Raw genomic sequence first — 25,494 nt, 5'->3', positions numbered from 1 at the left:
CCGGGACGTGCGGGGGCGGGGCAGCCCGAAGGCCGCCCCGCCGGGGGACGGGTGGCGGTCCGGCCGTCCGGCCGGTCAGCCGAACTGCTGCTCCAGGTCCTTCAGTTTGCGCTCCAGTGAGTCGAGCCGGGGGATCGTCTGGGTGTCGTCCTCGGCGGTGAGGTCCACCGTCCGGGATCCGGCCGGGTCAGCGGACTCGGCCGCGTTCACGGCCTGCAGGGAGGGCCTTCGTCGCAAGGGCAGCTGTCCCGGTTCCGATATGGCCGGCTCCGCGCCGACCGGCGCGGAGCCCGTCCCGGGGGCCAGCCCCGGCAGGTCGACCTGACGCGCCCGGGCCCGCCCGAACGCCCTGTTCTGCCGGCCCAGCGCCTTGATGCGGGCGCGGTCCAGACGGTGCTGCTCGCGCCTGCGGTGGCGGTCCTGCTCCCGCTCCTTCTTGTCCTCGCGCACCTCGTCGACGGCCTCGTCGAGCGTGCGCACGCCCTCCAGCAGCATCAGCGACCAGGCGCCGAAGGTCTCCCGGGGGGCCCGCAGCCAGCGGACCATGCGGATCTGCGGCAGCGGGCGCGGGATCAGGCCCTGCTCGCGCAGCGCCGCCCGGCGGGTCTGCTTGAGCGCGCGGTCGAAGAGCACGGCCGCCGAGAGCGACATCCCGGCGAAGAACTGCGGGGCGCCGTCGTGGCCCGAACCCCGGGGCGCGTGCACCCAGTTGAACCAGGCGGCCGCGCCGGCGAACAGCCAGACCAGCATCCGGGACCCCAGGGCCGCGTCACCGTGGCTGGCCTCGCGGACGGCGAGCACCGAGCAGAACATGGCGGCGCCGTCGAGGCCGAAGGGGACCAGGTACTCCCAGCCGCCGGAGAGGTTCAGGTTCTGCCGGCCGAAGCCGACCAGCCCGTGGAAGGAGAGCGCGGCGGCCACTGCCGCGCAGCAGAAGAGCAGGACGTAGGAGGCGGTGCCGTAGACGGCCTCCTTGCGCCGCCGCCGCTCCTCGCTGCGTTCCCAGCTGTCGTCGGCCGCGGCCTTCTCGCCCTCACGCTTGCCCCGGGCCAGCACCGCCACTGCCGCAAGCACGCCCAGGATCAACAGGCTGCCGGGCAGCAGCCAGTCCAGCGATATGTCGGTCAGTCTCATGCGGTTGTCCCTTGCCTCGCGTATGCGGCGTTCCGGGCGACATAGTGGCGCAGCCGGTCCGTGGTGCACGTGGGTTTCGGGTCAAGTGGACGCCATCGGGGGGCGCGTCCCGTCGGATAGGGTGTTGTATCTCGAACTCCTGCTCGTACATGCCGAGTCGAGTTCGAATCCGCTTCATCCGGCGGAGTGGGTTCATCCGGTGGCGGCCGTGAGCCGGGCGACCCTTTCGGTGTCCCGGGTGCGGGGGCAGGTCGTACAGGTGTCCTCGGGGCGGACCGTGTAGAAGAAGCAGCAGCCGGCCCGGTCCCGGGTGGTGAGCTCCGTCCCGCCGGGTCCGGCGAGCGTACGGAAACGCGCGCCGCCCGGGTACGGCGTGAGCGGGCCGGGCAGCAGCAGCTCCAGCTCGCGCACCGCCCGCGCCTCCTCCCCGAGCAGGTTCCCGAGGTACCAGAGGCCCTCGACGACCTCGTCCGTGGCGGTGGCCCACAGGGCGCGCGGGCCGCGCCGCATCCGCGGGCCGAACCCCTCCAGCAGCGGTCCGAGGTGCTGTGCCACCGCCGCCCGCACCTCCTCCCGCAGCTCCTCCTCGCCGGCCACGGTCCGCGCCCCGGGGAGGGCGGCCGCGGGGTCGCCGGGCAGGCAGGCGAACTCCTCGACGCCCACGGCCAACCGCCCCTCCGCCCCGTGGAAGGCCACCCGGTCCACCGGCAGCCGGGGCACCCGGCGCTCCAGGAACCACGGGACGGTGATCAGCAGGCAGGCCGGCCAGGCGTACCGGTGCAGGGCGAAGCCGGCCGCGACGTCGGGCCGCGCCGGGCGCCCGTAGTCCCGTACGACCTGGGCCGCGTCCCGGGCGAGGTGGGCGTCGAGGGCCCCGCCGCCCGCCGCGAGCTCGCGCGCGCCGACCCAGCCCCCGCCGCCGGGAAGGGGTTCGTGCGCGCCGAGCTCACGGATCCGCAGGCCGGGGTAGGCGGCCGTCAGGCGCCCGTAGGCGCGCGTCACGGGGGAGGGGGCCGGCGGGGGCGCGGGCGGGGCGGGGGGAGCCGAGCGGGACATGACGGACCGCCGAATCATGCGTGATGAGCAAGGTAAGCCTTACCTTAGCTGATCTCTGCGATCCGTCCGCGCCGGGGCCGTCGCCTATCCTCGGATGCGGTCGAGACCCGGAGGAGGACCGAGTGCGCGAAGCGGCCCATGCCCTGGTGTCGGAGCCGGTGATACCGGCGCAGAAGGTGTTGCGCCATTCGGTGCGCGGACAGGTCCTCGACGCGCTGCGCGCCGCGCTGGTCGACGGGGAGCTGGTGCCCGGGGAGATCTACTCGGGCCCGGCGCTCGGCGAACGGTTCGGCGTCTCCGCCACCCCGGTGCGCGAGGCGATGCAGCAGCTGGCGCTGGAGGGGGCGGTGGAATGCCTGCCCAACCGGGGCTTCCGGGTGCTGACCCGGACCGCCCGGAGCCTGGCGGAGCTGGCCGAGGTGCGGGCGCTGATCGAGGTGCCGGTGATGCTCCGGCTGGCCCGCTCGGTGCCGGCCGCCACCTGGGAGGGGCTGCGCCCGGCCGCCCTCGCCACCGCCGAGGCGGCCGCCGCCGGGGACCTGCCGGCGTACGCGGAGGCGGACCGGGCCTTCCACCGTGCGGTGCTCTCGCTGGCGGACAACGGCCAGCTGGTGCAGGTCGCCGAGGAGCTGCACCGGCGGGCGCAGTGGCCGCTGCCGGGGGCTCCGCGGGTGCGGTGCGCGGACCTCGTGGCCGATGCGGCCGAGCACTGGGCGCTCCTGGAGGCCCTGATCGCCCGGGACCTCCCGGTGGTCGAGTCCCTCGTCCGCGAACACTTCGCGGGCGCGTAGGCCCGCCCCGGGGCTCCGCCCGGGACCTCGCACCGGGCGCGAAGCGCACGGAATCGAGGTCCGCCCGCGGCGGCGCCCGGGCGGGGTGTCAGGGGGTCGCCGGGTGGAGCTGGTCCGCCAGCCAGGTCGGGATGCCGCCCAGGAGGTGGAACAGCCGCCGCGCCTCCGCCCGCAGCCGCGAGGCCTCCGGCTCGGGCTCGACCTCCGCCAGCGAGGCCAGCGCGGGGGCCGTGCCGACCAGGAAGCCCAGGTCCTCCCGGATCCGCAGGGACTCCGCGAACCCCTTGCGGGCCTCGGCGACCTCCCCGTCCCGCAGGGACAGCGCGGCCAGGTGCCGCCACGTGAAGGACAGCAGCAGCACGTCCCCGTGCGCCTCCGCCCCCGCGTGGGCACGGTGGTAGGCCGGCCGGGCCGCCTGTGGGGCGTCCGCCAGGTGTTCGGCGACCAGGCCCCGCCGGAAGTCCAGCAGCGGCCGGGTCCGCGACGCCGGGGACAGCAGCGCCGCCGCCCGGCCGAGCGCCGAGCGGGCCTCGTCCGCCCGGTCCCGTACGCCGAGCACCGTCGCGGCGTAGGCCAGCTGGCCCCGCTCGCAGGCGGCCGCCCCGCGCTCGTCGTCGTCCCGGGCCGTGGCCTCCGCCGCCCGGAGCGCGTCCTCCGCCTCGGCCCAGCCCTGCCCGGTGAACAGGCACCGTTCCACCAGGAGCGCGGTCCGCTGGACCGCCGCCCCGGCCTCGTGCGCGTACGGCGTCAGCAGGGCCGCCGCGTCCGTCCAACAGCCGCGCGAGCGCAGCCGCCATATCGCCCGCTGGAGGGGGTCGTCGCCCCCCGTTGATCCCGCACCGGACATGGCGGTATCCGCCACATTGCCCTCCCCGAAGCAACCAAGCAGCACGTCGTTGAGCCCTGGGGCGAAATGAGAGCACGGATCGGCCGCATCGGCCAAGGGGTCGGGTGAACTCTTTCACAAAGTCCGGACGGTTCGTCAGCGGCCCCCGTCCGGCCCCTTCGCACCCGTTTCGTCAGCTCATGCGCAGTGCCAGGAAGAAGTCCAGCTTGTCCTCCAGACGGGAGAGGTCGCGCGCCGTCAGCTGCTCGATTCGCCCGACCCGGTAGCGCAGCGTGTTGACGTGGAGGTGCAGCCGCGTCGCGCAGCGGGTCCAGGAACCGTCGCAGTCGAGGAACGCCTCCAGGGTCGGGATCAGCTCCGCGCGGTGGCGGCGGTCGTAGTCCCGCAGCGGGTCCAGCAGCCGGGCCGTGAAGGCGCGGCGCACGTCGTCCGGGACGAACGGCAGCAGCAGCACGTGCGAGGCGAGCTCGTGGTGGCCGGCGGCGCAGACCCGGCCGGGACGGGCGGCGGCCACCCGGCGGGCGTGCCGGGCCTCCTCCAGCGCCCCGCGCAGACCCTCGGCGGAGTGCACGGCCGCGCTGACGCCCAGCGTGAGCCGGCCGTCCTCGGCCAGGCCGGCCGCCAGCGGCTCGCGTACGGACGACAGCAGGGCGTCGGCGTGCAGGGCGGAGTCCGGGCCCTTGTCCTCGCCGGAGTCGCCGGAGAGCGCGGGCAGCGGCACGAGCGCGATGGCCTCGTCACCCGCGTGGGCCACCGCGATCCGGTCGGACGGTTCCGGGCCGGACAGCGACTGGTCGACGAGGATCTCCTCCAGCAGCGACTGGGCCACCGGGCCGCCGGGGATGTCCGCGCCCTCCCAGTCCACCCGCGCCACCACGACCTGCCAGTGCGGGGCGGAGCCGAGGCCGGGCAGCAGCACCGGCGCGGCCACCCGCAGGCGGGCGGCGATCTCGGCGGGCGGCGCACCCGTCTGGACCAGCTCCAGCACCTCCTGCGCCAGCCGGCGGCGCACCGTACGGGCCGCGTCACGGCGGTCCCGCTCGACGGCGATCAGCTGGGTGACGCCCTGGAGCAGGTCGAGCCGCTCGGCGGGCCAGTCGCCCGCGTCCGCCTCGACGGCCAGCAGCCAGTCGGACAGCACGCTCTCGCGCACGTCACGGGCCCCGGGGCCCTGGCCCCGGCCCGCTCCCCTGATCGGGAAGAGGGAGTAGGTAATACCCTGGATGGACATCCGGTGCGGGCCCCTGCGGCCGGTCCGGACCGCCGCGAGGTGTTCGCCGGCCAGCGTCGCGCAGACGCCCGGGGCCAGGGGCTCGCCGGCTCCGGCGATCTGCCGGCCGGTGGGCGAGAGCACCCAGGCCCGCAGATCGAGGTCGGTGGTGAGCAGATCCAGCACCACGTCGGGACCGCCGCCCGCCGGCCCCGAGGTCATCAGCCGCCGGTGCCGGTCCACGACCGCCGCCAGGTCCCCCGCGCGCTCGCCTGAGACCTGCCGCACCACGTACTCCGTGATGGTGGCGAATGCAACGTCCTCGTTCACCGCGAACAGCGGGAGCCGGTTGCGCCGACAGGCTGAAACGAGATCGTCGGGGATGTCGCCCAGTTCCGCCTCGCCGGCCGCGAGGCCGGCCACGCCCGCGCTCGCGAGGATTCGTACGAATGGCTCGGAGTCGGCTGAATTTCTTCGCCATGCCAGGCCGGTGAGGACGAGTTCTCCTCCGGAGAGGTATCGGCTGGGATCCCTCAGGTCGGTCGTCATGACCCCGCGGACCGTCCGGTCGAGTTCTTCCTCGCCGCCCAGCAGCCGCAGCCCCAGCGCCTCGGTTTCCAGCAGTGCGCGCAGCCGCATGATGTCGCCGCCGATCTGTCTCGAATGTTGCCGTTGGAAATCGGGCAGGTCGTCGCATCCTGCCTTTCATACGAATCTACAAGACGAGGGAGGCGCCCAGCCAACTGCTTCATGGTTTCGGTGACTGCACCCCGGGGCGCCGGGCTTGTGTACTGGCTCCACACCGCGTTAACAGCACGTGAACGACCAGTCGAGGGCCCTAGGCCTCCTGGCTTGAAGTGAACGGCCCGACTAAGAAGAAGAGAGCCGCACATGGACTTCCTTCGCCCCGCCAGCTGGGAGGAGGCACTCGCCGCCAAGGCCGAGTACCCCACAGCTGTGCCGATTGCGGGTGGCACCGACATCATGGTCGAGATCAACTTCGATCACCGCCGTCCGGAATACCTCCTGGACCTCAACCGCATCGAGCTGCTGCGGGAGTGGGAGGTAGGCGAGGAGGTCACCAAGCTGGGCGCCTCCGTCCCGTACACCCAGATCATGGAGAACCTGCGCGGTACGCTGCCGGGTCTCGCGCTCGCCTCGCACACGGTCGCGTCCCCGCAGATCCGCAACCGCGGCGGCGTCGGCGGCAACCTCGGTTGCGCCTCGCCCGCCGGTGACTCCCACCCCGCGCTGCTGGCCGCCGGCTGCGAGGTCGAGGTGGAGTCCGTACGCGGTTCCCGCCTGATCCCGATCGACGAGTTCTACACCGGAGTGAAGCGCAACGCGCTCGCCGCCGACGAGCTCATCAAGTCGGTGCACATCAAGAACGCCACGGGTCCCCAGCAGTACTCGAAGGTCGGCACCCGCAACGCGATGGTCATCGCGGTCTGCGGCTTCGGTCTCGCGCTGCACCCCGACACCCGCACGGTCCGTACGGGCATCGGCTCGGCCGCCCCGACCCCGGTCCGGGCGAAGGCCGCCGAGGAGTTCCTGAACGCCGCGCTCGAAGAGGGCGGTTTCTGGGACAACGGCAAGGTCATCACCCCGTCGATCGCCAAGCAGTTCGGTGAGCTCGCGTCCGCCGCGTGCAACCCGATCGACGACGTCCGCGGCACGGCGAAGTACCGCCGTCACGCGGTTGGCATCCTTGCTCGCCGCCAGCTCGTCTGGACCTGGGAGCAGTACCGCGGCAGCAACGGCCGCTCGCTTGAAGGGGCTGCGTAACCATGCGCGTCAATTTCACCGTCAACGGTCGTCCGCAGGAAGCCGACGACGTCTGGGAGGGCGAGTCCCTCCTCTACGTGCTGCGCGAGCGCCTGGGCCTGCCCGGCTCGAAGAACGCGTGTGAGCAGGGCGAGTGCGGTTCCTGCACGGTCCGCCTCGACGGCGTGCCGGTCTGTTCCTGCCTGGTCGCGGCCGGTCAGGTCGAGGGCCGCGACGTCGTGACCGTCGAGGGCCTGGCCGACTTCGCCAAGCAGCGCGAGGAGCACGGGCACGCCTGTGGCACCGGCGCCTGCGGCAGCGGCAAGGGCGTGTCCACGGACGAGGCCAGGCAGTGGTCCGCCAAGGGCACCGACTCCCAGACCGGTGAGGGCGTGGAGCTCTCCAACATCCAGCAGGCGTTCATCGACGCCGGCGCCGTCCAGTGCGGGTTCTGCACCCCGGGTCTGCTGGTGCAGGCCGACGCGCTGCTCGAGAGCAACTCGTCCCCGTCCGACCAGGACATCCGTGAGGCCCTGTCCGGCAACCTCTGCCGCTGCACGGGCTACGAGAAGATCCTCGACGCGGTCCGCCTCGCGGCCGCCCGTCAGGGAGAGGCTGTCTGATCATGGCCAACACCCGCACCACGCCTTCCGGGACCCCGACGAACGTCACCCAGAAGCACACCAAGGGCGGCATCGGCGAGTCGACGCTCCGCCCCGACGGCACCCTCAAGGTCACCGGCGAGTTCGCGTACTCCTCGGACATGTGGCACGAGGACATGCTGTGGGGCCAGACCCTGCGCTCCACCGTCGCCCACGCCGAGATCGTCTCCATCGACATCTCCGAGGCCCTGGCCATGCCGGGCGTCTACTCGGTGCTGACGTACGACGACCTGCCGGCCGAGATGAAGAACTACGGCCTGGAGATCCAGGACACCCCGGTTCTCGCCAACGGCCGGGTACGCCACCACGGTGAGCCGGTCGCCCTCGTGGCCGCCGACCACCCGGAGACCGCCCGCCGCGCGGCCGCCAAGATCAAGATCGACTACAAGGAGCTGCCGCTCGTCACGGACGAGGCCTCCGCCCTCGCCGCCGACGCGCCGCTGATCCACCCGGGCCGCGACGACCACCACTCCGGTCACGTCCCGCACCCGAACATCGTGCACCGCCAGCCGATCATCCGCGGCAACGTGGAGGAGGCCCGCAAGCGGGCCGACGTGATCGTCGAGGGCGAGTACACCTTCGGCATGCAGGACCAGGCCTTCCTCGGCCCGGAGTCCGGCCTCGCCGTGCCCTCCGAGGACGGCGGCGTCGACCTCTACGTCGCCACCCAGTGGCTGCACTCGGACCTCAAGCAGATCGCCCCCGTCCTCGGCCTGCCCGAGGAGAAGGTGCGCATGACGCTCTCCGGCGTCGGCGGTGCCTTCGGCGGCCGCGAGGACATCTCGATGCAGATCCACGCCTGCCTCCTGGCCCTGGCCACCGGCAAGCCGGTCAAGATCGTCTACAACCGGTTCGAGTCCTTCTTCGGCCACGTGCACCGCCACCCGGCGAAGCTCTGGTACGAGCACGGCGCCACCAAGGACGGCAAGATCACGCACATGAAGTGCAAGATCGTGCTCGACGGCGGTGCCTACGCCTCGGCCTCCCCGGCCGTCGTCGGCAACGCGTCCTCCCTCTCGGTGGGCCCGTACGTCATCGACGACGTGGACATCGAGGCGATCGCGCTCTACACGAACAACCCGCCCTGCGGCGCGATGCGCGGCTTCGGCGCCGTCCAGGCCTGCTTCGCGTACGAGGCCCAGATGGACAAGCTCGCGGCGAAGCTGGGCATGGACCCGGTCGAGTTCCGCCAGCTGAACGCCATGGAGATGGGCACGATCATGCCCACCGGCCAGGTCGTGGACTCCCCGGCCCCGGTCGCCGAGCTGCTGCGCCGGGTCAAGGCCCGCCCGCTGCCGCCGGAGCGCCAGTGGGAGACCGCCGGCGAGGCCGCGGACCTGCGCGCCCTGCCGGGTGGCCTGTCGAACACCACGCACGGCGAGGGCGTCGTCCGCGGCGTGGGCTACGCGGTCGGCATCAAGAACGTCGGCTTCTCCGAGGGCTTCGACGACTACTCCACCGCCCGCGTGCGCCTGGAGGTCATCAACGGCGAGCCCGTCGCGATGGTCCACACGGCCATGGCGGAGGTCGGCCAGGGCGGTGTCACCGTCCACGCGCAGATCGCCCGTACCGAGCTGGGTGTCACGCAGGTGACCATCCACCCGGCCGACACGCAGGTCGGCTCCGCCGGTTCCACGTCCGCCTCGCGGCAGACGTACATGACCGGTGGCGCCGTGAAGAACACCTGTGAGGCCGTGCGCGAGGCGCTGCTGGAGATGGGCCGCCGCAAGAACGGCTCGTACCACCCGGCGTGGGCCCACGCGGAGCTCCTCCTGGAGGGCGGCAAGGTCGTCACGGACGGCGGGGAGGTCCTCGCGGACATCGCCGACATCCTGGAGAACGAGGCCATCGACCTCGAACTCGAATTCCGTCACCGTCCGACCGTCGCGTTCGACCTGGTCACCGGCCAGGGCGACGGCCACGTCCAGTACACCTTCGCCGCGCACCGCGCGGTCGTCGAGGTGGACACCGAGCTCGGTCTGGTCAAGGTCGTCGAGCTGGCGACCGCCCAGGACGTCGGCAAGGCGCTCAACATGCTCTCCGTCGTCGGCCAGATCCAGGGTGGCACCACCCAGGGCCTCGGCGTGGCGGTCATGGAAGAGATCATCGTGGACCCGAAGACCGCGAAGGTGCGCAACCCCTCCTTCACGGACTACCTGATCCCGACCATCCTCGACACCCCGACCATCCCGGTCGACGTCCTGGAGCTCGCCGACCCGAACGCGCCCTACGGCCTCCGCGGTCTGGGCGAGGCCCCGACCCTGTCGTCCACCCCGGCCGTGCTCGCGGCCATCCGGGCGGCGACGGGTCTGGAGCTCAACAAGACGCCGATCCGTCCGGAAGCCCTCACCGGGACCCTCTAGGACGGCGCGGTCCGGGGGCCGCCAGGCCCCGGATCCCCTCGGACTCTCCGGGCGGTGTGACACGGGAACGTCACACTTGCCGCCACACCGCCCGGAGCCACGAAGTCACCGCACCGCTCGCGGTCAGCTTCACCCGCAGTACCCCTGCGAGAACCCCCACGTAGTACCAGCGGTCACCCCCGCACTACCCGCAGTACACGCAGTGCACATTCCGCGTCGCCTCGGGCCGTCACCCCGGGTCGTGCAGCCAACGCAATTTCCCAAATCCCGCGTCTCCAATCTCCATGCGGGTGCCCCTTTGAACCTTGGGAGTCAGGCACCATGACCCAGTCGTCTGTGGAGCCCAAGACCACCGCGGAAGAGGCCGGCGACGGCACTCTCAACCCCGCTGGGCGTTCTTGGCTCGACCGTTACTTTCACATCACCCATAGAGGGTCGTCCGTCGGCACCGAGATTCGTGGCGGCGTCACGACCTTCATGGCCATGGCGTACATCCTCCTGCTCAACCCGCTGATCCTCTCCGGCAAGGACGTCGCCGGCGACACGATGAGCCAGAAGGCCCTGATCACGGCCACGGCCTTCGCGGCCGCCGCGACCACCCTGCTGATGGGCTTCATCGGCAAGGTCCCGCTGGTCCTCGCCGCCGGCCTGTCCGTCTCCGGTGTCCTGTCCTCGCAGGTCGCCCCGCAGATGACCTGGCCGCAGGCCATGGGCATGTGCGTCATGTACGGCGTCGTGATCTGTCTCCTGGTCGTCACCGGCCTCCGCGAGATGATCATGAACGCGATCCCGCTCGCGCTCAAGCACGCGATCACCATGGGCATCGGCATGTTCGTCGCCCTGATCGGTCTCGTGAAGGCCGGCTTCGTCGGCAAGGGTCCCGAGTTCGGTCCCCCCGTCCAGCTCGGTTCGGTCGGCGAGCTCGCCGGCTGGCCCGTCCTGATCTTCTGCATCACCCTGCTGGCGATCTTCATGCTCCAGGCCCGCAAGGTCCCGGGCGCGATCCTGATCGGCATCGTCGGCGGCACCGTCATCGCGGCCATCGTCAACGCCGTCGTCGACATCGACCCGAAGGCGTGGAAGAACGGTCCGCCGGTCCTCGACGGCTCCGCGATCTCGATGCCGGACTTCTCGCTCTTCGGCAAGGTCGAGTTCGGCGGCTGGGGCGACGTCGGCGTCATGACGGTCGGCATGATCGTCTTCACCCTCGTGCTCGCCGGGTTCTTCGACGCCATGGCCACCATCATCGGCGTCGGCACCGAGGCCAAGCTGGCCGACTCCCAGGGCCGCATGCCGGGCCTGTCCAAGGCGCTGTTCATCGACGGTGCCGGTGGCGCCATCGGCGGCATCGCCGGCGGCTCCGGCCAGACCGTCTTCGTCGAGTCCGCCACCGGCGTCGGTGAGGGTGCCCGCACAGGTCTCGCCTCCGTCGTCAGCGGTCTGCTCTTCGCCGCCTGCCTCTTCTTCACCCCGATCACCCAGATCGTCCCCGGTGAGGTCGCCTCCGCCGCGCTGGTCGTCATCGGCGCGATGATGATGCAGAACGCCCGCCACGTGGACTGGGCCGACAGCGCGACCGCGATCCCGGTCTTCCTGACCGTCGTGATCATGCCGTTCACCTACTCGATCACCCCCGGTGTCGCCGCCGGTGTCCTCTCCTACGTGGCCATCAAGGTCGCGCAGGGCAAGGCCCGCGAAATCGGTGCCTTCATGTGGGTGCTCACCGGCGTCTTCCTGGTCTTCTTCGCCCTCCACCCCATCGAGGCGTGGCTCGGCGTCAAGTAGTCCGGCGAAGATCGGTACCGACCCGATCGGCACCCGGCCCCCGCGGCCCGGTGCCGGTCGGGTCACCACCCTTCCCGCATCCCATACTGGAAACCGAACCTCCGAGGAGGCCGCACATGCTGGACATCGCCGAAGAACTGAACCGGTGGGTCGGGCAGGGACGTGACTTCGCCGTCGCCACCGTGGTGGCGGTGGGCGGCAGCGCGCCCCGGCAGCCCGGAGCCGCCCTCGCCGTCGACGCGGAGGGCACGGCCATCGGCTCGGTTTCCGGCGGTTGCGTGGAGGGCGCGGTGTACGAGCTGTGCCGGCAGGCCCTGGAGGACGGCGAGACCGTCCAGGAGCGCTTCGGCTACAGCGACGACGACGCCTTCGCCGTGGGCCTGACCTGCGGCGGGATCATCGACATCCTGGTCACCCCGGTGCCCGTGGGCTCCCCGCAGCGCGAGGCCCTGGCCATCGCCCTGCGCGCCGCGGCGAACGGCGAGGCGGCCGCCCTGGCCCGGGTGGCCGAGGGCCCGGCCGAGCTCAGGGGCCGCGCGGTGGTCGTCCTGGGCGACGGCACCTTCGAGGGCGGCTTCGGCGGCCACCCCGAGCTGGACCGCACCATCGCCGAGGAGGCCCGCGCCATGCTGGACGCCGGCAGGACCGGCGTACTGGAGATCGGCGCCGACGGCCGGCTCTGCGGCGAGCCCCTCAAGGTCCTCGTCGAGTCCAGCGTCCCGCCCCCGCGGATGATCGTCTTCGGTGCCATCGACTTCGCCTCCGCCCTGGTGCGCATCGGCAAGTTCCTCGGGTACCACGTGACCCTGTGCGACGCCCGGCCCGTGTTCGCCACGAAGAAGCGTTTCCCCGAGGCGGACGAGATCGTCGTCGACTGGCCGCACCGCTACCTCCAGGCCCAGGCCGAGTCCGGCGGCACCGACGCGCGCACCGTCCTGTGCGTCCTGACCCACGACGCCAAGTTCGACGTCCCGCTCCTCGAACTGGCCCTCCGACTGCCCGTCGCCTACGTCGGCGCCATGGGATCGCGCCGCACCCACGAGGACCGCAACAAGCGGCTGCGCGAGGTCGGCGTCACCGAGCTCGAACTGGCCCGGCTGCGCTCCCCGGTCGGCCTGGACCTGGGCGCCCGCTCCCCGGAGGAGACCGCGCTGTCCATCGCCGCCGAGATCGTGGCGAACCGCCGCGGCGGCAGCGGCGCGGCCCTGACCGGCGCGCACATCCCGATCCACCGCGACTCCTCGAACACCGTGATCGGCCGCATCGGCTCCGTCGCCTGAGCCGGCGGAGCCCGGCGACGACCGGCCATGACCGGCCACGACCGAAGGCGCACCCTCCCGAGGGTTGCGCCTTCTTCGCGTGCCGCATATTTTACCGGCCGGTAACGGAGCTTCTTCGCAACGGAGTTGAGCGGATGTCCCGGTACGGTCGCACCCCTTCACGCACCCTCCGCCTGGCCTGCGCCCTGGCGCTGGCGGGCCTCGCGGCCGCCCTGGGCCCGGCCGCCGCCGCATCCCCCCGGGCGGAGCCCGCCGCCGCACCCGGGCTGCGGGAGGTGCTCTTCGTCGGCAACAACTGGGAGGGCACCGCCGACGTCCTCGCCTCCACCGGCGACCTCGCCCGCGTCGGCCGGATCAACGTGGTCCCCGACAAGGAGGAACGGCTCCGGGAGATCTACCTCGACCCCGTCAAGCTGGGCTTCTTCCTCGGCATCCGCGCCACGGCCGGCGAGGGCCACGACCAGTTCGTCGACGACATGTACACCACCCCCGACGGCACGGCGGTGGTCGTCTCCCGCCCCAGCTTCGCCGACGTCGTCTCCCTCGACCTGCGCACGGGCCGCGTCAACTGGCGCTTCCCGGTCGCCGGTCACCGCTCCGACCACATGGCCGTCTCGCCCGACGGCACCCGGGTGGCCGTCTCCGCCTCCACGGCGAACACCGTGCACGTCCTCGACATCGCCACCGGCCGTCAGGTCGGGTCCTTCGCCACCGGCGACAAGCCGCACGAGAACACCTTCACCCAGGGCGGCAGCCTCCTGTGGAACAGCTCCATCGGCGACGTCACCTCCGCCCTCGACGCGCCCTGGCTGGACTGGACGAAGGGCGACCGCAGGCTCACCGTCGTCGACGCGCGGACCTTCCGCACCGTCCGCACCGTCGACATGCGCGAACGCCTCGACGCCTTCGGACGGAGGGACCTCTCCGACGCCGTCCGCCCCAGGGTCTTCACCCCCGACGAGTCGAAGCTCTACTTCCAGGTCTCCTTCTTCAACGGCCTCGTCGAGTACGACGTCGCCACGGACCGGATCACCCGGATCAAGACCCTCCCCGAGAACCCCGCCACCAGCACCGACCGCACCACCTGGGTCAACGACTCCCGTCACCACGGCCTGTCCGTGAGCCCCGACGGCAACAAGCTCTGCGTCGCCGGCACCATGGACGACTACGCCACCGTCGTCGACCGCGCCACCCTCGCCGAAGGCCCGCTGGTCCCCGCCGACAAGCCCTACTGGGCCACCGTCGACGGCGACGGCAAGGGCTGCGTCATCTCCGAGAGCGGCGCCGACCGCGTCACGGCCATCGACTTCGCCACCGGCGCCAAGCGGGTGTCCGTCCCCGTCGGCGACCACCCCCAGCGGGTCCGCCTCGGCCGGGTCCCGGCCGACTGGACCGGCCCCGGCTCCCGCCGGGCCCCGGAGCCGGTCCGGGAGTAGCGTGGGAAGCGCAGCGGCCGCCGCGTCTCGTGCCCCAGTGCAAGGAGAGCCGCGCCCATGTCCAGACCGCCCCGATCGCCCCGATCGCCCCGATCGCCCCGATCGCCCCGATCACCGCGCACCCGCGCCGCCCACGGCGCGGCCCTCGCGCTCACGCTGTTCCTCGGGATCTCCGGGGCCGGCCGGGCGTACGCGGCCGTGCCCTTCGGCGACCCGGGCGACCTCAAGGTGGGGGACTGCTTCGACGCCAGCACCGCCCCCAAGGACTACAAGACCGACAAGGTGACCCAAGGGCCCGTGTCCGTGGACATCGTCCCGTGCGGCCAACCGCACCAGTCGGAGGCGTACGCCGTCCTCACCCTGCCCGACGGGCCGTACCCGGGAGAGGCCGGACTCCTCCCCCTCGCACGCGAGAAGTGCGGCGGCACCACGGTCACCGACTACGTGGGCCCCCACGCGAAACTCTCGGCCACGTTGACGGAGTACTTCTACGCTCCGGGCGCCGACAGCTGGAAGGCCGGCGACCGCCACCTCATCTGCTACCTCAGCGAACCCGGCGGCAAGACCACCGGATCCCTCCGGGCCTCCTCCACCTGAGTTCGTACAGATCAAGCCACTATGGTGCGAGCCGTCCGCGATGACCGATTAGTCTCCTGATCATGGTGGACATCCGCGAGGTACCCGAGGACGACATCGCCCGCGCCCAGGAGCACGCCTACCTGGTCTTCCACGACCGGCCCGGACCCGAACGGCGCGCACGCCACCACGCCTTGCTGAGCCGCTGCGACCGCCTCGGCGCCTACGACGGGGACACCCTCGTCGGCTTCATGGCGGCCCACCCCTTCCGGCTCTCCGTCCCCGGAACCGAACTCGGCTGCCCCGGACTGACCTTCGTCTCCGTCGCCCCCACCCACCGCCGGCGCGGCGTGCTCACCGCCCTGATGGACGAACGGCTGCGCCGCGCACGGGCCGCCGGGGACCCGCTCGTCTGCCTGTGGGCCTCCGAAGCCGCCATCTACGGCCGCTTCGGCTACGGCCCCGCCACCCAGGGCCTCACCGTCGAGATCGACTCCACCCGCCCCCTCGCCCTGCGCATCGCCCCCGACCCGCGCCCCCTGCGACTGGTCGACCCGGCCGACGCCCTCGCCGTCGTCGGCCCCTGTCACGAGGCCGCCCGCCGCCGCCGGGCCGGCCGCCCGAACCGCAGCCCCGCGCGGTGGACCGAGGAGTGGCTCGGCGAACAGGACGAAGACGACGAGGAGTTGGGCCCGCCGCGGATCGCCGCCCTGGGCGCTCCCGGCGAGCCGGTGGCCGGCTACGTCCTCTACCGCACGAAGCACGAGGACGAGGACGGCGAGGGGCGCGGCCGCGGCCCCGGCCTGGTCCGCGTCGACGAACTGGAGGCCGACACCCCGGCCGTCGCCGCCGCCCTGTGGTCGTACGCGGCCTCCCTCGACCTCACCGGCACCGTCCGCGCCTGGGGCCGTCCCGCGGACGACCCCCTGCTGCACTTCGCCGCCGACCGCGACCAGGTCAGGGTCACCGCCCAGTTCCCGGCGCTCTGGCTGCGCCTGGCCGACGTCAAGGAGGCCCTGACCGCCCGCGCGTGGGCGGCGCCGGTGGAACTCGTCCTCGAACTGCGCGACGCCCGGCTCCCGTCGAACGCCGGACGGTACCGGCTCAAGGCCGGGCCGGGCGGGGCGACGTACGAGACCGCCCGCGCCTCCCCGGACCTGAGCCTGGACGTACGGGAGCTGGCCGCCTGCTATCTGGGCGGAACCCGGGTCGCCGAACTCGTGGCCGCCGGGCTGGTCGCCGAGCACACGCCGGGCGCGGCGGCGGCACTGGACGCGGCCCTGCGCACGGATCTGCTGCCGCACACCGCCGACGAGTTCTGAGCGGCGGGGGCGGGCGAGCGGACCGCCCCCGCCGCTGCCCGGCTCAGGCGGGCAGCCCGATCCGCGCCGCCGCCATGCCGAAGCCGCCGCTCAGGACGGCGCCGGACAGCCCGCCGCCCTGCCGGCGCAGATCGTCCTCACCATAGCGCCGCACACTCCGGTGCCAGTTGAGGACTCCTGCCAGCCAGTCCCGGAGTTCGTCCGCGTAGGCGTCGAGACCGGCCCGGCCCGCCGCGTCCAGCCCGCGGTCCTCGCAGAGCCGTGGCAGGAGGTTCGCGACGATGTGCTGGAACTCCTCCACCCGCTGGTTCATGAGGGAGTGGCAGATGCGCAGGGCCTCGGGGTAGCCGATGTCGAAGAAGGTGCGGGTGACGACCAGGTGGTTGTGCATGTCGCCCTCGAACTCCACCTCCTTCTGGTAGGAGAAGATGTCGTTGATGAGGCAGCCGATGTCCGCGGCCGCGTTCTCCAACGACCGGACGGTCCCCGAACGGTAGATCTCCTCCGGGACGCCCCGGCCCTCGTGGCCGAGCCGGCACATGTACATGGTCAGTCGTGAGCCGAAGGTGCGGCGGCGCATCTCCGCGTAGTCCACCGGGTCCGGGACGCGGTGGTGGGCCAGGTTCTCCACCTCCCACACCCAGCTCTCCAGCATCTCCGCCATGGTCGCCCGGAACTCGGCGCGGGCGGTCCCGGTCATGCCCGCGACGGTCCGTTCCCACAGGTCGGCGAGGGAGCGTTCCAGCACGGTGACCGGCTCCGGCCCGGTGGCGGCGCTGTCCGTAGGCATCATCGAGAGGAGCCGTGCCGTGGCGGCCTTGGCCGCCGCGATGTTCCCGGACCGCCCGAACACCAGCGGGTAGTAGTCGTCCGCGTACGTCCCCCAGGTCAGCCAGCACGCGCTGAGCAGCAGTTCCGCGGCCGTCGCGTCGGGGTCGATACCGGCCGCGCAGAGGGCGAAGTCGAAGCCGCGCACCTTCTCTTCGGTCCAGATCACCGAGCCCGGGTCACCTGGATGCGGCTCCAGCAGCCCCATCCTCCGGGCCCACTCCACCGAACCCTCGCGCGCGTGCGCGAGGTGCGGGCTGAGGGACACCTCGAAGGGCAGGCTCATCTCGGGGATCACGGACGGGCCGGTGCGCTCGAAGGGGGTGAAGGAGAAGGACCGGCGGCGCAGCTCCACCGACCGCCGGGTGAACACGGACCCCAGGTCGAAGGCGCTGGTCCCGAGCCCGCTCGGCAGGAAGGGCAGGGACAGCCGGGCGGTGGGTCTGGCCCCCTCGTTCATGTAGCGGCTGGAGACCATGTGCCACTCGTGCCCGCCGGACTGCCAGTCCTGGAGTCCCTTGACGTAGGCGAGGACGGCCGCGATCTCGTCCGGGGCGAGGGCGTGGTCGGCGAAGAGCCGGGGGAGTTCGGCGAGCGCGGTCTGCTCGAACTGCAGGAGGCGGGAGGTGATCAGGTCGTTGGAGATCTCGGCGGCCTCCTGGGTGGAGCAGCCGAGGAAGGTCTCCAGCACCAGGACGGCGTTCGACAGCTCGCCCTCGTCGGTGACCTCCCGCTGGTAGGAGAAGATGTCGTTGCGGACGTGCACGGCGTCGGAGAAGGCGTCGCGCAGGACGCCCAGCGGCCGCGAGTGCGCCACGCGCGCCGGCACCTCGGCGGCGGCGTACTCCACCAGCCCGGCGGACCACGGCGCTCCGCCGACCTTCCGCCGCATCTCGATGTACTCGAGGGGGTTGGCCACGCGGCCGATGCCGATGTTGGCGAGCTCCCACATGGACTCGTCGAGGAGGTTCTTCGTGGACAGCGAGAACCGCTCCCGCCAGTCGGCCGACATGGCGGGCACGGTCCGCGCCCACAGGTCGGCGAGGCCGGCCTCGACCGGGTTGGTCGCCACGGGGAAACCTTCCGCCAGGTCCATCGGCATGAAGGCCGCGAGCCGGTCGAGGTAGGCCCGGGCCCCGTCGTGGTCCTGGGAGCGCTTGAACATCTCCAGGAAGTGGTCGTCGAAGAAGAAGACCCACACGTACCAGTCGGTGACCAGCGACAGGGCCTCGCCGTCGCAGTCGGTGTGCGTGTACGAGCAGAGCAGGGCGTAGTCGTGCGCGTCGAGGTCCCGCTCCTCCCAGACCCCGGACCCCTCCAGCATCCCGAACCCGCGCGCCCATCGCCTGCTGTGCGCGCGGGCCTCCTCCAGGTGGGGGTTCAGCCGCGCCGGATACGGCACGTAGAACTCCGGCAGTTGAAACGGCTGCTGCGTCACGACGGGGCGGGCCTTTCCTCGGCTACACGGAGAACCGGCCGACCCGGCCCCCCGCACGAGATCAGCACTGCCCTACCCCGCCGACCCCCCGCCCAAGGCGCATTTCACCGCTTCAGGTGATCCGGCTGGCGTTTCGGGGCGCGAGGGGACGGCGGGGGGCTAATGCGGGTCTCACGAGACCGGCCCGGCCCCTCGGAGCGAGGAGCCGGGCCGGCCGGTGGCGCGGTGGCGCGGTCAGGGTGTCGGGATCGGCAGGGGTGCGGTGTTGAGGGTGGGCACGTTCCAGCGCTGAGGGCCGGTGCGGTTGCAGTCCCAGAGGTACGGCTGAGTGCCGATGATCATGCTGCTCGCATCGAGGCAGCGCCCGGAGACGGGGTTGTAGAGGCTGCCGTCGCCGCGGGGCAGGAACTGCTGCGCGGGATGGTCGTGGCAGGTGTACAGCTGGATGGGCGTCCCGTTGGCGGTACCGGCGTTCGTGGCGTCCAGGCACTTTCCGGCGACGCGGACGGTGCCGTCGCCGCGCACCTCGAACTTCTGGGCGTAGCCGCCCTCGTTCTCGTTGCAGTCCCAGACCTGGATCTTGTTGCCGTCGGTGGCGTCGGCGTGCTCGTCGTCGAGGCACTTGCCGACGGCGCTGAGCGTGATCTTGCCCGTGGTGGCGGGTGCGGTGGGCGAAGCGGCGTACGGGTAGACGGCCAGGTTGCTGATGCCGCCGGTGAAGCCGCCGTAGAACCAGTCGGGCTTCGCCCCCGACTGGTAGCGGCCGAGGACGAACGGTCCGGCCGGCGCGGGGCTCGTGGCGGCCTGGTGGTTGCCGCTGGCGGCGAGGGTGCCGTTGACATACAGGCTCATCAGGCCGGTGTCGGCGTTGTACACGGCCGTGATGAGAGCCCACGTGTCCGGGGCGTAACGGGCGGCCTCGTTGACGGCGTCGGACCAGTCGTACGGCCAGCCTCCGTCGTCGCCCTTGGCCAGGGCGAAGCGCCAGTTGCTGTTCGCGGGGTCGGCGTACAGGGCGAAGGCGCTGTTCCTGAGCCCGTCCTGGCTGGCGATGAGCCCGCCCTGGGCACCGGGCTTGGCCCAGGTGCTGATGGTGAAGCTCTTGCGGGTGTCGACGACCGGACCGGTGGTGGTGATCGCCGCGGGGCTGCTGGTGAATGCCGCGGAGGCGGTGTCGCGGCCGCCGATCCGCTCGGTCGGGAAGGTGACGCCCGTCGTGGTGGCCGGGTAGTTGCCGACGGCGCTGGGGGTGCTGGTCCCCGTCTGCCCGGTCAGCTTCCACTGTGCCTTCGGGGTGTTGAGGTTGCCCAGGGAGACGGGGGCCTGGTCGACACCGGTGACGGACGGGTGCGGCGTGGCGCTGCCGACGCCGTTGAACGCGACCAGCTGCTGGTTGGCGTCGACGGCCCAGAGGTCGGGGACGCCGTCACCGCTGATGTCGCCGTCGGATCCGACCCGGGGGTAGAGCTTGGGGTCCGCCTTGCCGGCGATCAGGCCGCCGGCGGGGTCCGTGAACCCGGTGAGGTCGGGGGACTGGGCGGTGCCCTTGACGGAGAAGGCGTGCAGACTGCCGTCCGCCCGGGAGCGGGCCCACAGGGTCGGGAAGGCGGTGCCCTGGGCACGGCCGGGGGTGATGAGGTCGTATCCCGACCAGCGGGTGTCGTTGGCCGACAGGAGGACGGCCGGTGACGTCAGCTGGTTGGTCGACCCCGGCGACGCCAGCCACAGGCGGCCGTTCTCCACGAACAGCAGGGAGGAGCGGGGCAGAGCGCCGTTCGCGTTCACCACGTCACCGTTCGGGGAGCCGAACGAGGCGATCTGGGTGACGTTGGCCCAGTTGGTGCCGTAGCCGTACGTGGCGCAGTCGATGGCAGTGCCGGAGGGCAGGGCGCAGGAGGCGGGCTTGACGACCCGGCTGGGGGCCTGGCCGTCGAACTGTCCGCCGTTTCCGTCGTTGAGGTACTGGTGCAGGTCCGGATTGCCGGGCTGGTGCGCGAGCAGGTCGTCGACGGTCTTGAGGCCGAGGCTGCCCCGGTGGCTGATCTGGATGCCGTTCCAGCCGTTGCCCCCGGGGGCCGGCCGGATGCGGGCGTTGGGCGCGGCCGCGGGGTCCGAGCCGCCGCCGAACTGGCGCAGGTTGCCCGCCGAGTCGGGCAGCCACCAACGGCACCACGTCCCTGCTACGCCAGTACAAGAGCAACACCCCGACGGGCGCATACGACGAGACGACGTACGAGTCCAACGCGCAGGGCAAGGAGCTGCGCCGCAGGGACTCCGCGGGCAATGAGTGGACCTTCACCTACGACCTCCTCGGCCGCACGGTGCAGACCACGGACCCGGACGCCGGCACGGCGACCACGTCCTTCGACGACAGCCGCAACCTCGTCACCGCCACCGACGCCCGCGGCAAGAGCGCGACGACGATCACGGATCTCCTCGGCCGGACCACGGCCACCTATGAGGGCACGGCCGTCGACCCCGCCAAGCAGGTCGGCGCCTTCACCTACGACTCCCTCGTCCTCGGCAAGCCCACCGCCAGCACCCGCTACGTCGGTGGCGCGGCCGGCAGCGCCTACACCACGCAGGTGACCGGCTACGACGGCGGTTACCGTCCGCTCGGCACGAAGACGACCATCCCCGCCAAGGAGGGCAAGCTTCAGGGCGTCTACGAGACGGCCAACACGTACAGCGAGTTCGGCGAACTGCAGAAGACCACGCTCCCGGCCATCCCGGAGGCGGGCCTTAAGGCCGAGACCCTCACCTACAACGTCGACATCGTCGGCAACCTTCTCGCCCTCGACAGCACCATCGACACGACCTGGACCCCGTACCTGGTCGACGTCCGCTACGACGCCTTCGGCCGGCCCATCCGCAACACGGTCGGCAACTCCGGCAAGCAGATCGTCTCGACGGTCGACTACGACGCGGCGACGGGCCGCCCGGTCCGTTCGACCCTGGACAAGCAGACGGCGGCGCGCTCCAGCGTCGACGTCTTCGACTACACCTACAACCAGGTCGGCCAGCTCACGTCGATCAGCGACACCCAGGACGGCGCGGCCCGCGACCTGCAGTGCTTCACCACCGACTACCTGGGCCGGCTGACGCAGGCCTGGACGGACACCGGCACGCAGAACACGGCACCGCAGCCCAGCGTCCGCGGCATCGGCGGCTGCGCCAACGGCGGCGGCCCGGCGGTCGACGGCACCGGCAAGCCCAGCGTGGGCGGGCCGGCGCCGTACTGGCAGCAGTACGAGTACGACAACCTCGGCAACCGCAAGAAGCTGGTCAAGAAGGACGTCACGGGCAACCAGGCCAAGGACACGACGGTCACCCAGACCTTCGGCTCCGGCCCCAACACCCCCTCCACCGACCCGAAGACGGGCGGCGGCACGGGCGGCCCGCACGCGCTGATGAGCTCCACGGAGACCGGCCCGTCCGGCACCAAGGTCACGTCCTACACCTACGACGCCACCGGCAACACGGCGTCCATCACCAGCACGCCCGGCACCAAGACCCTCACCTGGAACGACCAGGGCAAGCTGGACAAGCTCACCGGCACCGGCGAGAGCGCGGGCACGAGCTACCTGTACGACACGGGCGGCAACCAGCTGATCCGCCGCGACCCTGGCAAGACCACCCTCAACCTGGGCACCGACCAGCTCACCGTGGAAGCCGGTTCCAACAAGGTCACCAACGTCCGCACCTACCCGGCGGGCGGCGGCCTTTCCGTCACCCGTACGACCACGGGCGGCACGTCGACCCTGGCGTACCAGTCCTCGGACCACCACGGCACGAACGGCATCCAGTTCAACGCCACCGACCTGGCCCAGGTCCGCCGCCCCTCCGACCCCTTCGGCAACGAGCGCGGCACCCAGCCGACGCAGGGCGCCTGGGCCGGGGACAAGGGCTTCGTAGGCGGCATCAAGGAGGCGGCCACCGGCCTCACCCTCCTGGGAGCCCGCGAGTACGACCCGACGACGGCCCGCTTCATCAGCCCGGACCCGCTGATCGACGCGGGTGATCCGCAGCAGTGGAACGCGTACGCGTACTCCAACAACAACCCCGTCAACGCGTCGGACCCCAGCGGCAAGATGTTCACCTGCGAGGGGAGCGCGTGCGACGAAAGCCACCCGGGCTGGGACTACAGCGAGTCACACGTCAGCCACTGGTACGACGATGACGACGGCGGCGAGGCGGAAGCGGGCCGTGCACTCTCGCGGGCGAACAACACCCTGTCGGCGGCGAAGAAGAAGCGGGACCAGCTGGTCGACCAGGTCGTCGACCTGATCGGCGACCTGATCGGCTTCAACGACGCCCGCGACTGCTTCACCAAGGGCGACGTGATGGCCTGCATCAACACGGCCCTCAACGCGGTCCCGTGGGGGAAGCTCTTCAAGGCCATCAAGATCGGCATCAAGGCCTTGAAGATCTACAAGGAGGTCAACAAGACCTACGACGCCATCCACGCGGCTGAGCGCGGTGCCCTCGAAGCATCGAGTGCGTTCAGCAAGGTCAAGAGGGCCACAGCCGAAGCCCGCGCAGCTGAAGCCAAAACGGTCAAAGCAGCAGAAGAGAAAGCAGCGAAGGAGACAGCCGGCGACGCTGCGGGAACCGAGAGTAAGGCAGCCAAGGGCGAAGCCGACGCGGCCAAGAGCGAGTCCAGCTCGGGCAGAGGCGGCGAGTCCGACGGCCCTGAGTACCCGACCTGCAAAAACAGCTTCCCCACCGGCGTCCGGGTCCTGATGGCCGACGGCACCACCAAGGCCATCGAGGACGTCCATGACGGCGACACCGTCATGGCGACCGACCCCCAGACAGGCCAAACCACCCCCAAGCCCGTCACGGCGACGATCACCACCCCCGACGACAAGGACTTCACCGACCTCACCCTCACCGACGACGCCAACCCCCGCGGCCCGCCCGCGAGGATCACCTCCACCTACCACCACCCCTACTGGAGCGAATCCCGCCAGCAGTGGGTCGACGCCGGCGAACTCACCCCCGCCGAACACCTCCGCCAGCCGGACGGCACCACCCTGACGGTGGCATCGGTCCGCAACTACCCGTACGCCGTCACGACCCACAACCTCACGGTCGAAGACCTCCACACGTACTATGTGCTGGCGGGGGCCACGCCGGTCCTGGTTCACAATTGCGGTCCCGTATATTCGGAAATTTCCGATGGGCGCCGGGGGTGGCTTACGCGGAGGTTTCCCCTCAAACTCTGGATGATGCGAGCGCCGGACACATTGGCAGTGAGCCTGGAAAGAGGAAGCCTGATGGTTTCCGGAGTGGCGTAGGCGATTCTCGCGGCCACTTGATCGGCAGACAGTTCGGCGGCGATGGGCGCGATATGCGGAATATTATCGTGCAGGGGGGAGTGCAAAATAATGGAGCCATCTCGACTGCCGAGAACGCCATCGCAGCGCACGTCCGAAGCAGTGGAAATACGATCATCATGAGCGTGACGCCCATCTACGGCGAAGCGAAGTATCGTGCAACACACGTTCGAATCGAGGCCGTAGATGACTTCGGTTGGTCATTCGATTCTGGGGAGATTCCAAATTTCTAGGACCTTGCCATGAGCGCGCTAAGTTCACTGACCCACTTGTGTCCACCGCCGTTGACGCAGGCGGGATCACCTAGAAGGTTGACCAGCGAGGAAGGTCTGCTCATCCCGCCAAGTCACACAGCCATGGTTGGGCTCTATGGTCCTGGCTGCTTCAATGATTTTCTCTGGATCTACGAGAATTCGCGCCCTGACATTTGGCCGAACATCGGAGCACGCAGTCGAGAGTCATCGGAGATCCTTTCAGGGAAGGGCATCCCCAAGATTCGATCCGCAATTGGGCGACTTGGTGCGGCTCCAGGCGATTTGATCCAGTGGGGGAGTACCGATAACGCGGATTCCCTCTTCTGGATCCCTGTAGGCCCGGAAGATGTCTGGCCAACCCTAATTATCGAGGCTGGGCAACTGGACTTCATTATGATCGAAGAGCAGTCGCCAGCAGTCGTCCTCGGCCTCCTTGAAGGGACAGTCGACTGTCCCTTCTTCCCTGCCGAATGGAGGGACTCCGATCCTCTCTTCGAGAGATGGTCGGGCGGTCAGGCGGGTGACGATGAGGCGCCTTAGCGCAACACCATCCCTAGCGAAGGTATGCGAGCACGGCTAAGGCGATCTGATTCATCCCTACGATGAGCGGAAAACCGCGAAGCCCCCCGCAGGAGGAGTTCCTGCGGGGGCCTTAGCAGCTATTTGACGGAAACGTCAGCGGACGGTAGGTGCGGGTCGTGGGGGCCCTGGTCGGCCGGGTTAAGGGCGTTGGCAAGGGTGTCAATGGCCTGGCGTTGGAGGCGCAGCCTTACGTGGGCATAGACGCCGGCGGTGCTCTTTGATGACGACGAGGTCGACGCCTTGCTCCAGAAGCAGGGTGGCGGTCGAGTGGCGTAGGTCGTGGAAGCGGGTGCGGCGCAGCTCTGCGCGGTCGAGGAGGCCTCGGAAGTGGCGTGTGAGGTGGCGGGATCGAGGGGGCTACCCGCCGTTGTCGTGAAGACGAGACCAGAGCCCTTCCAACCAGCGCCTGCTGCTTGTTGCTCTTCCTCCTGCTGCTCCCGGTGGTTGAGCAGGGACCGGACGCACTCGATCGGTAGAGCGATGCGACGTTCAGATGCTCGGGTCTTGGTGGGCAGCGAGGTGAGACCGGCAGCGGACCATGGCGCGGGGCGCGTCGGTTCGGCACTGTCACCGTCGGCCTTGGTGATTGCCGGGCTACCGAGCGGGGTGCTGAGCCGTCGGAGAGCTGCCCGTTGAAGATCCGCGCCCAAGGGGTGCGCAGCAGGACGGGCACCGTCTGAGGCGAGCGTCCCATTCGTTGTTCTCACGGCACTCTTTGCGGCGATCGGGCTCCTGCTGGCACTCGATTCCAGGGGGATCGCAGACCGGTTGAATGGTGTGATAGCGACCGTGACGTTCGGCGCTCTTGATGCCGATCAGACCGGTGT

17 protein-coding genes and 1 pseudogene are annotated in these 25,494 nt (G+C 71.0%); 11 read left to right on the top strand and 7 right to left on the bottom strand.

Features of this window, described 5'->3' with window-relative positions:
- Positions 1 to 75 precede the first annotated feature (75 nt).
- Both ACZ5NJ_RS32480 and ACZ5NJ_RS32475 read right to left on the bottom strand, forming a co-directional pair.
- On the bottom strand, positions 76 to 1,134 hold the full coding sequence (locus ACZ5NJ_RS32480; protein WP_468769667.1) for a DUF2637 domain-containing protein: 1,059 nt from the start codon (positions 1,132 to 1,134) through the stop codon (positions 76 to 78).
- A 192-nt stretch (positions 1,135 to 1,326) separates the two neighbouring features.
- Entirely contained in the window at positions 1,327 to 2,190 is an 864-nt protein-coding gene (locus tag ACZ5NJ_RS32475) for a (2Fe-2S)-binding protein (RefSeq protein WP_468769665.1), read from the bottom strand.
- 23 nt (positions 2,191 to 2,213) lie between these two features.
- Between ACZ5NJ_RS32475 and ACZ5NJ_RS32470 the strand changes: the two genes are divergently transcribed.
- On the top strand, positions 2,214 to 2,981 hold the full coding sequence (locus ACZ5NJ_RS32470; protein WP_468769663.1) for a GntR family transcriptional regulator: 768 nt from the start codon (positions 2,214 to 2,216) through the stop codon (positions 2,979 to 2,981).
- An 88-nt stretch (positions 2,982 to 3,069) separates the two neighbouring features.
- Here ACZ5NJ_RS32470 and ACZ5NJ_RS32465 read toward each other — a convergent pair whose 3' ends face one another.
- Together ACZ5NJ_RS32465 and ACZ5NJ_RS32460 are read right to left on the bottom strand one after the other, a co-directional pair.
- Positions 3,070 to 3,828 carry a hypothetical protein gene (locus ACZ5NJ_RS32465; protein ID WP_468769704.1) on the bottom strand — a complete coding sequence of 253 codons (759 nt, stop codon included), beginning with the start codon at positions 3,826 to 3,828 and terminating at the stop codon, positions 3,070 to 3,072.
- A 172-nt stretch (positions 3,829 to 4,000) separates the two neighbouring features.
- Entirely contained in the window at positions 4,001 to 5,677 is a 1,677-nt protein-coding gene (locus ACZ5NJ_RS32460; RefSeq protein ID WP_468769661.1) for a PucR family transcriptional regulator, read from the bottom strand.
- A 252-nt stretch (positions 5,678 to 5,929) separates the two neighbouring features.
- Between ACZ5NJ_RS32460 and ACZ5NJ_RS32455 the strand changes: the two genes are divergently transcribed.
- The 8 genes from ACZ5NJ_RS32455 (at position 5,930) to ACZ5NJ_RS32420 (ending at position 16,226) form a co-directional block, all read left to right on the top strand.
- Positions 5,930 to 6,823, top strand: coding sequence for an FAD binding domain-containing protein (locus ACZ5NJ_RS32455; RefSeq protein ID WP_468769659.1), 894 nt, complete (start codon positions 5,930 to 5,932; stop codon positions 6,821 to 6,823).
- 2 nt (positions 6,824 to 6,825) lie between these two features.
- Positions 6,826 to 7,425 (top strand): (2Fe-2S)-binding protein, encoded by a 600-nt coding sequence (locus ACZ5NJ_RS32450; protein WP_468769657.1) that lies wholly within the window; start codon positions 6,826 to 6,828, stop codon positions 7,423 to 7,425.
- A gap of 2 nt (positions 7,426 to 7,427) precedes the next feature.
- The gene (gene pucD, locus ACZ5NJ_RS32445) at positions 7,428 to 9,827 is read left to right on the top strand and encodes a xanthine dehydrogenase subunit D (RefSeq protein WP_388955319.1); all 2,400 of its coding nucleotides are present in this window, start codon (positions 7,428 to 7,430) and stop codon (positions 9,825 to 9,827) included.
- A gap of 321 nt (positions 9,828 to 10,148) precedes the next feature.
- Positions 10,149 to 11,612, top strand: a complete 1,464-nt coding sequence (locus ACZ5NJ_RS32440; RefSeq protein WP_468769655.1) for an NCS2 family permease — start codon at positions 10,149 to 10,151, stop codon at positions 11,610 to 11,612.
- Positions 11,613 to 11,728: 116 nt separating this feature from the next.
- On the top strand, positions 11,729 to 12,892 hold the full coding sequence (locus tag ACZ5NJ_RS32435; protein ID WP_468769653.1) for an XdhC family protein: 1,164 nt from the start codon (positions 11,729 to 11,731) through the stop codon (positions 12,890 to 12,892).
- Between the two features lie 134 nt (positions 12,893 to 13,026).
- Positions 13,027 to 14,328 carry a YncE family protein gene (locus ACZ5NJ_RS32430; RefSeq protein WP_468769651.1) on the top strand — a complete coding sequence of 434 codons (1,302 nt, stop codon included), beginning with the start codon at positions 13,027 to 13,029 and terminating at the stop codon, positions 14,326 to 14,328.
- Between the two features lie 57 nt (positions 14,329 to 14,385).
- Positions 14,386 to 14,925: a septum formation family protein gene (locus ACZ5NJ_RS32425; protein ID WP_468769650.1), complete on the top strand. Its 540-nt coding sequence runs from the start codon at positions 14,386 to 14,388 to the stop codon at positions 14,923 to 14,925.
- A 62-nt stretch (positions 14,926 to 14,987) separates the two neighbouring features.
- Complete coding sequence (locus tag ACZ5NJ_RS32420; protein WP_468769648.1) at positions 14,988 to 16,226, top strand: GNAT family N-acetyltransferase; 1,239 nt, start codon at positions 14,988 to 14,990, stop codon at positions 16,224 to 16,226.
- A 43-nt stretch (positions 16,227 to 16,269) separates the two neighbouring features.
- Here the strand turns inward: ACZ5NJ_RS32420 and ACZ5NJ_RS32415 are convergent, their stop codons facing one another.
- Both ACZ5NJ_RS32415 and ACZ5NJ_RS32410 read right to left on the bottom strand, forming a co-directional pair.
- Entirely contained in the window at positions 16,270 to 18,492 is a 2,223-nt protein-coding gene (locus ACZ5NJ_RS32415) for a terpene synthase family protein (protein WP_468769647.1), read from the bottom strand.
- A gap of 234 nt (positions 18,493 to 18,726) precedes the next feature.
- Positions 18,727 to 20,709: a ricin-type beta-trefoil lectin domain protein gene (locus ACZ5NJ_RS32410; protein ID WP_468769645.1), complete on the bottom strand. Its 1,983-nt coding sequence runs from the start codon at positions 20,707 to 20,709 to the stop codon at positions 18,727 to 18,729.
- 104 nt (positions 20,710 to 20,813) lie between these two features.
- Here ACZ5NJ_RS32410 and ACZ5NJ_RS32405 point away from each other — a divergent pair, with 104 nt between their 5' ends.
- Together ACZ5NJ_RS32405 and ACZ5NJ_RS32400 are read left to right on the top strand one after the other, a co-directional pair.
- Complete coding sequence (locus tag ACZ5NJ_RS32405; protein ID WP_468769644.1) at positions 20,814 to 23,792, top strand: polymorphic toxin-type HINT domain-containing protein; 2,979 nt, start codon at positions 20,814 to 20,816, stop codon at positions 23,790 to 23,792.
- Positions 23,687 to 24,064, top strand: coding sequence for a DNA/RNA non-specific endonuclease (locus tag ACZ5NJ_RS32400; RefSeq protein ID WP_468769642.1), 378 nt, complete (start codon positions 23,687 to 23,689; stop codon positions 24,062 to 24,064). The genes ACZ5NJ_RS32405 and ACZ5NJ_RS32400 overlap by 106 nt, the downstream gene beginning before the upstream one ends.
- 680 nt (positions 24,065 to 24,744) lie before the next feature.
- Here the strand turns inward: ACZ5NJ_RS32400 and ACZ5NJ_RS32395 are convergent.
- A pseudogene (locus ACZ5NJ_RS32395) lies at positions 24,745 to 25,194 on the bottom strand (tyrosine-type recombinase/integrase); the annotation flags it as partial.
- Positions 25,195 to 25,494 lie beyond the last annotated feature (300 nt).

The sequence above is a fragment of the Streptomyces sp. NPDC032091 genome (genome assembly GCF_055580265.1).
The sequence above is the reverse complement of the archived record's forward strand: the minus strand, read 5'-3'. Positions and strand labels throughout refer to the sequence as shown.

Excerpts from the sequence above, each read along its gene's own strand:
- ACZ5NJ_RS32470 (WP_468769663.1), top strand. The coding sequence starts at position 2,214 with ATGAGCAAGGTAAGCCTTACCTTAGCTGATCTCTGCGATCCGTCCGCG.
- ACZ5NJ_RS32435 (WP_468769653.1), top strand. The coding sequence starts at position 11,729 with ATGCTGGACATCGCCGAAGAACTGAACCGGTGGGTCGGGCAGGGACGT.
- ACZ5NJ_RS32410 (WP_468769645.1), bottom strand. The coding sequence starts at position 20,709 with ATGCGCCCGTCGGGGTGTTGCTCTTGTACTGGCGTAGCAGGGACGTGG.
- ACZ5NJ_RS32455 (WP_468769659.1), top strand. The coding sequence starts at position 5,930 with ATGGACTTCCTTCGCCCCGCCAGCTGGGAGGAGGCACTCGCCGCCAAG.
- ACZ5NJ_RS32460 (WP_468769661.1), bottom strand. The coding sequence starts at position 5,677 with ATGCGGCTGCGCGCACTGCTGGAAACCGAGGCGCTGGGGCTGCGGCTG.
- ACZ5NJ_RS32480 (WP_468769667.1), bottom strand. The coding sequence starts at position 1,134 with ATGAGACTGACCGACATATCGCTGGACTGGCTGCTGCCCGGCAGCCTG.
- ACZ5NJ_RS32475 (WP_468769665.1), bottom strand. The coding sequence starts at position 2,190 with ATGTCCCGCTCGGCTCCCCCCGCCCCGCCCGCGCCCCCGCCGGCCCCC.
- ACZ5NJ_RS32440 (WP_468769655.1), top strand. The coding sequence starts at position 10,149 with ATGACCCAGTCGTCTGTGGAGCCCAAGACCACCGCGGAAGAGGCCGGC.
- ACZ5NJ_RS32430 (WP_468769651.1), top strand. The coding sequence starts at position 13,027 with ATGTCCCGGTACGGTCGCACCCCTTCACGCACCCTCCGCCTGGCCTGC.
- pucD (WP_388955319.1), top strand. The coding sequence starts at position 7,428 with ATGGCCAACACCCGCACCACGCCTTCCGGGACCCCGACGAACGTCACC.
- ACZ5NJ_RS32425 (WP_468769650.1), top strand. The coding sequence starts at position 14,386 with ATGTCCAGACCGCCCCGATCGCCCCGATCGCCCCGATCGCCCCGATCG.
- ACZ5NJ_RS32420 (WP_468769648.1), top strand. The coding sequence starts at position 14,988 with ATGGTGGACATCCGCGAGGTACCCGAGGACGACATCGCCCGCGCCCAG.
- ACZ5NJ_RS32450 (WP_468769657.1), top strand. The coding sequence starts at position 6,826 with ATGCGCGTCAATTTCACCGTCAACGGTCGTCCGCAGGAAGCCGACGAC.
- ACZ5NJ_RS32465 (WP_468769704.1), bottom strand. The coding sequence starts at position 3,828 with ATGTCCGGTGCGGGATCAACGGGGGGCGACGACCCCCTCCAGCGGGCG.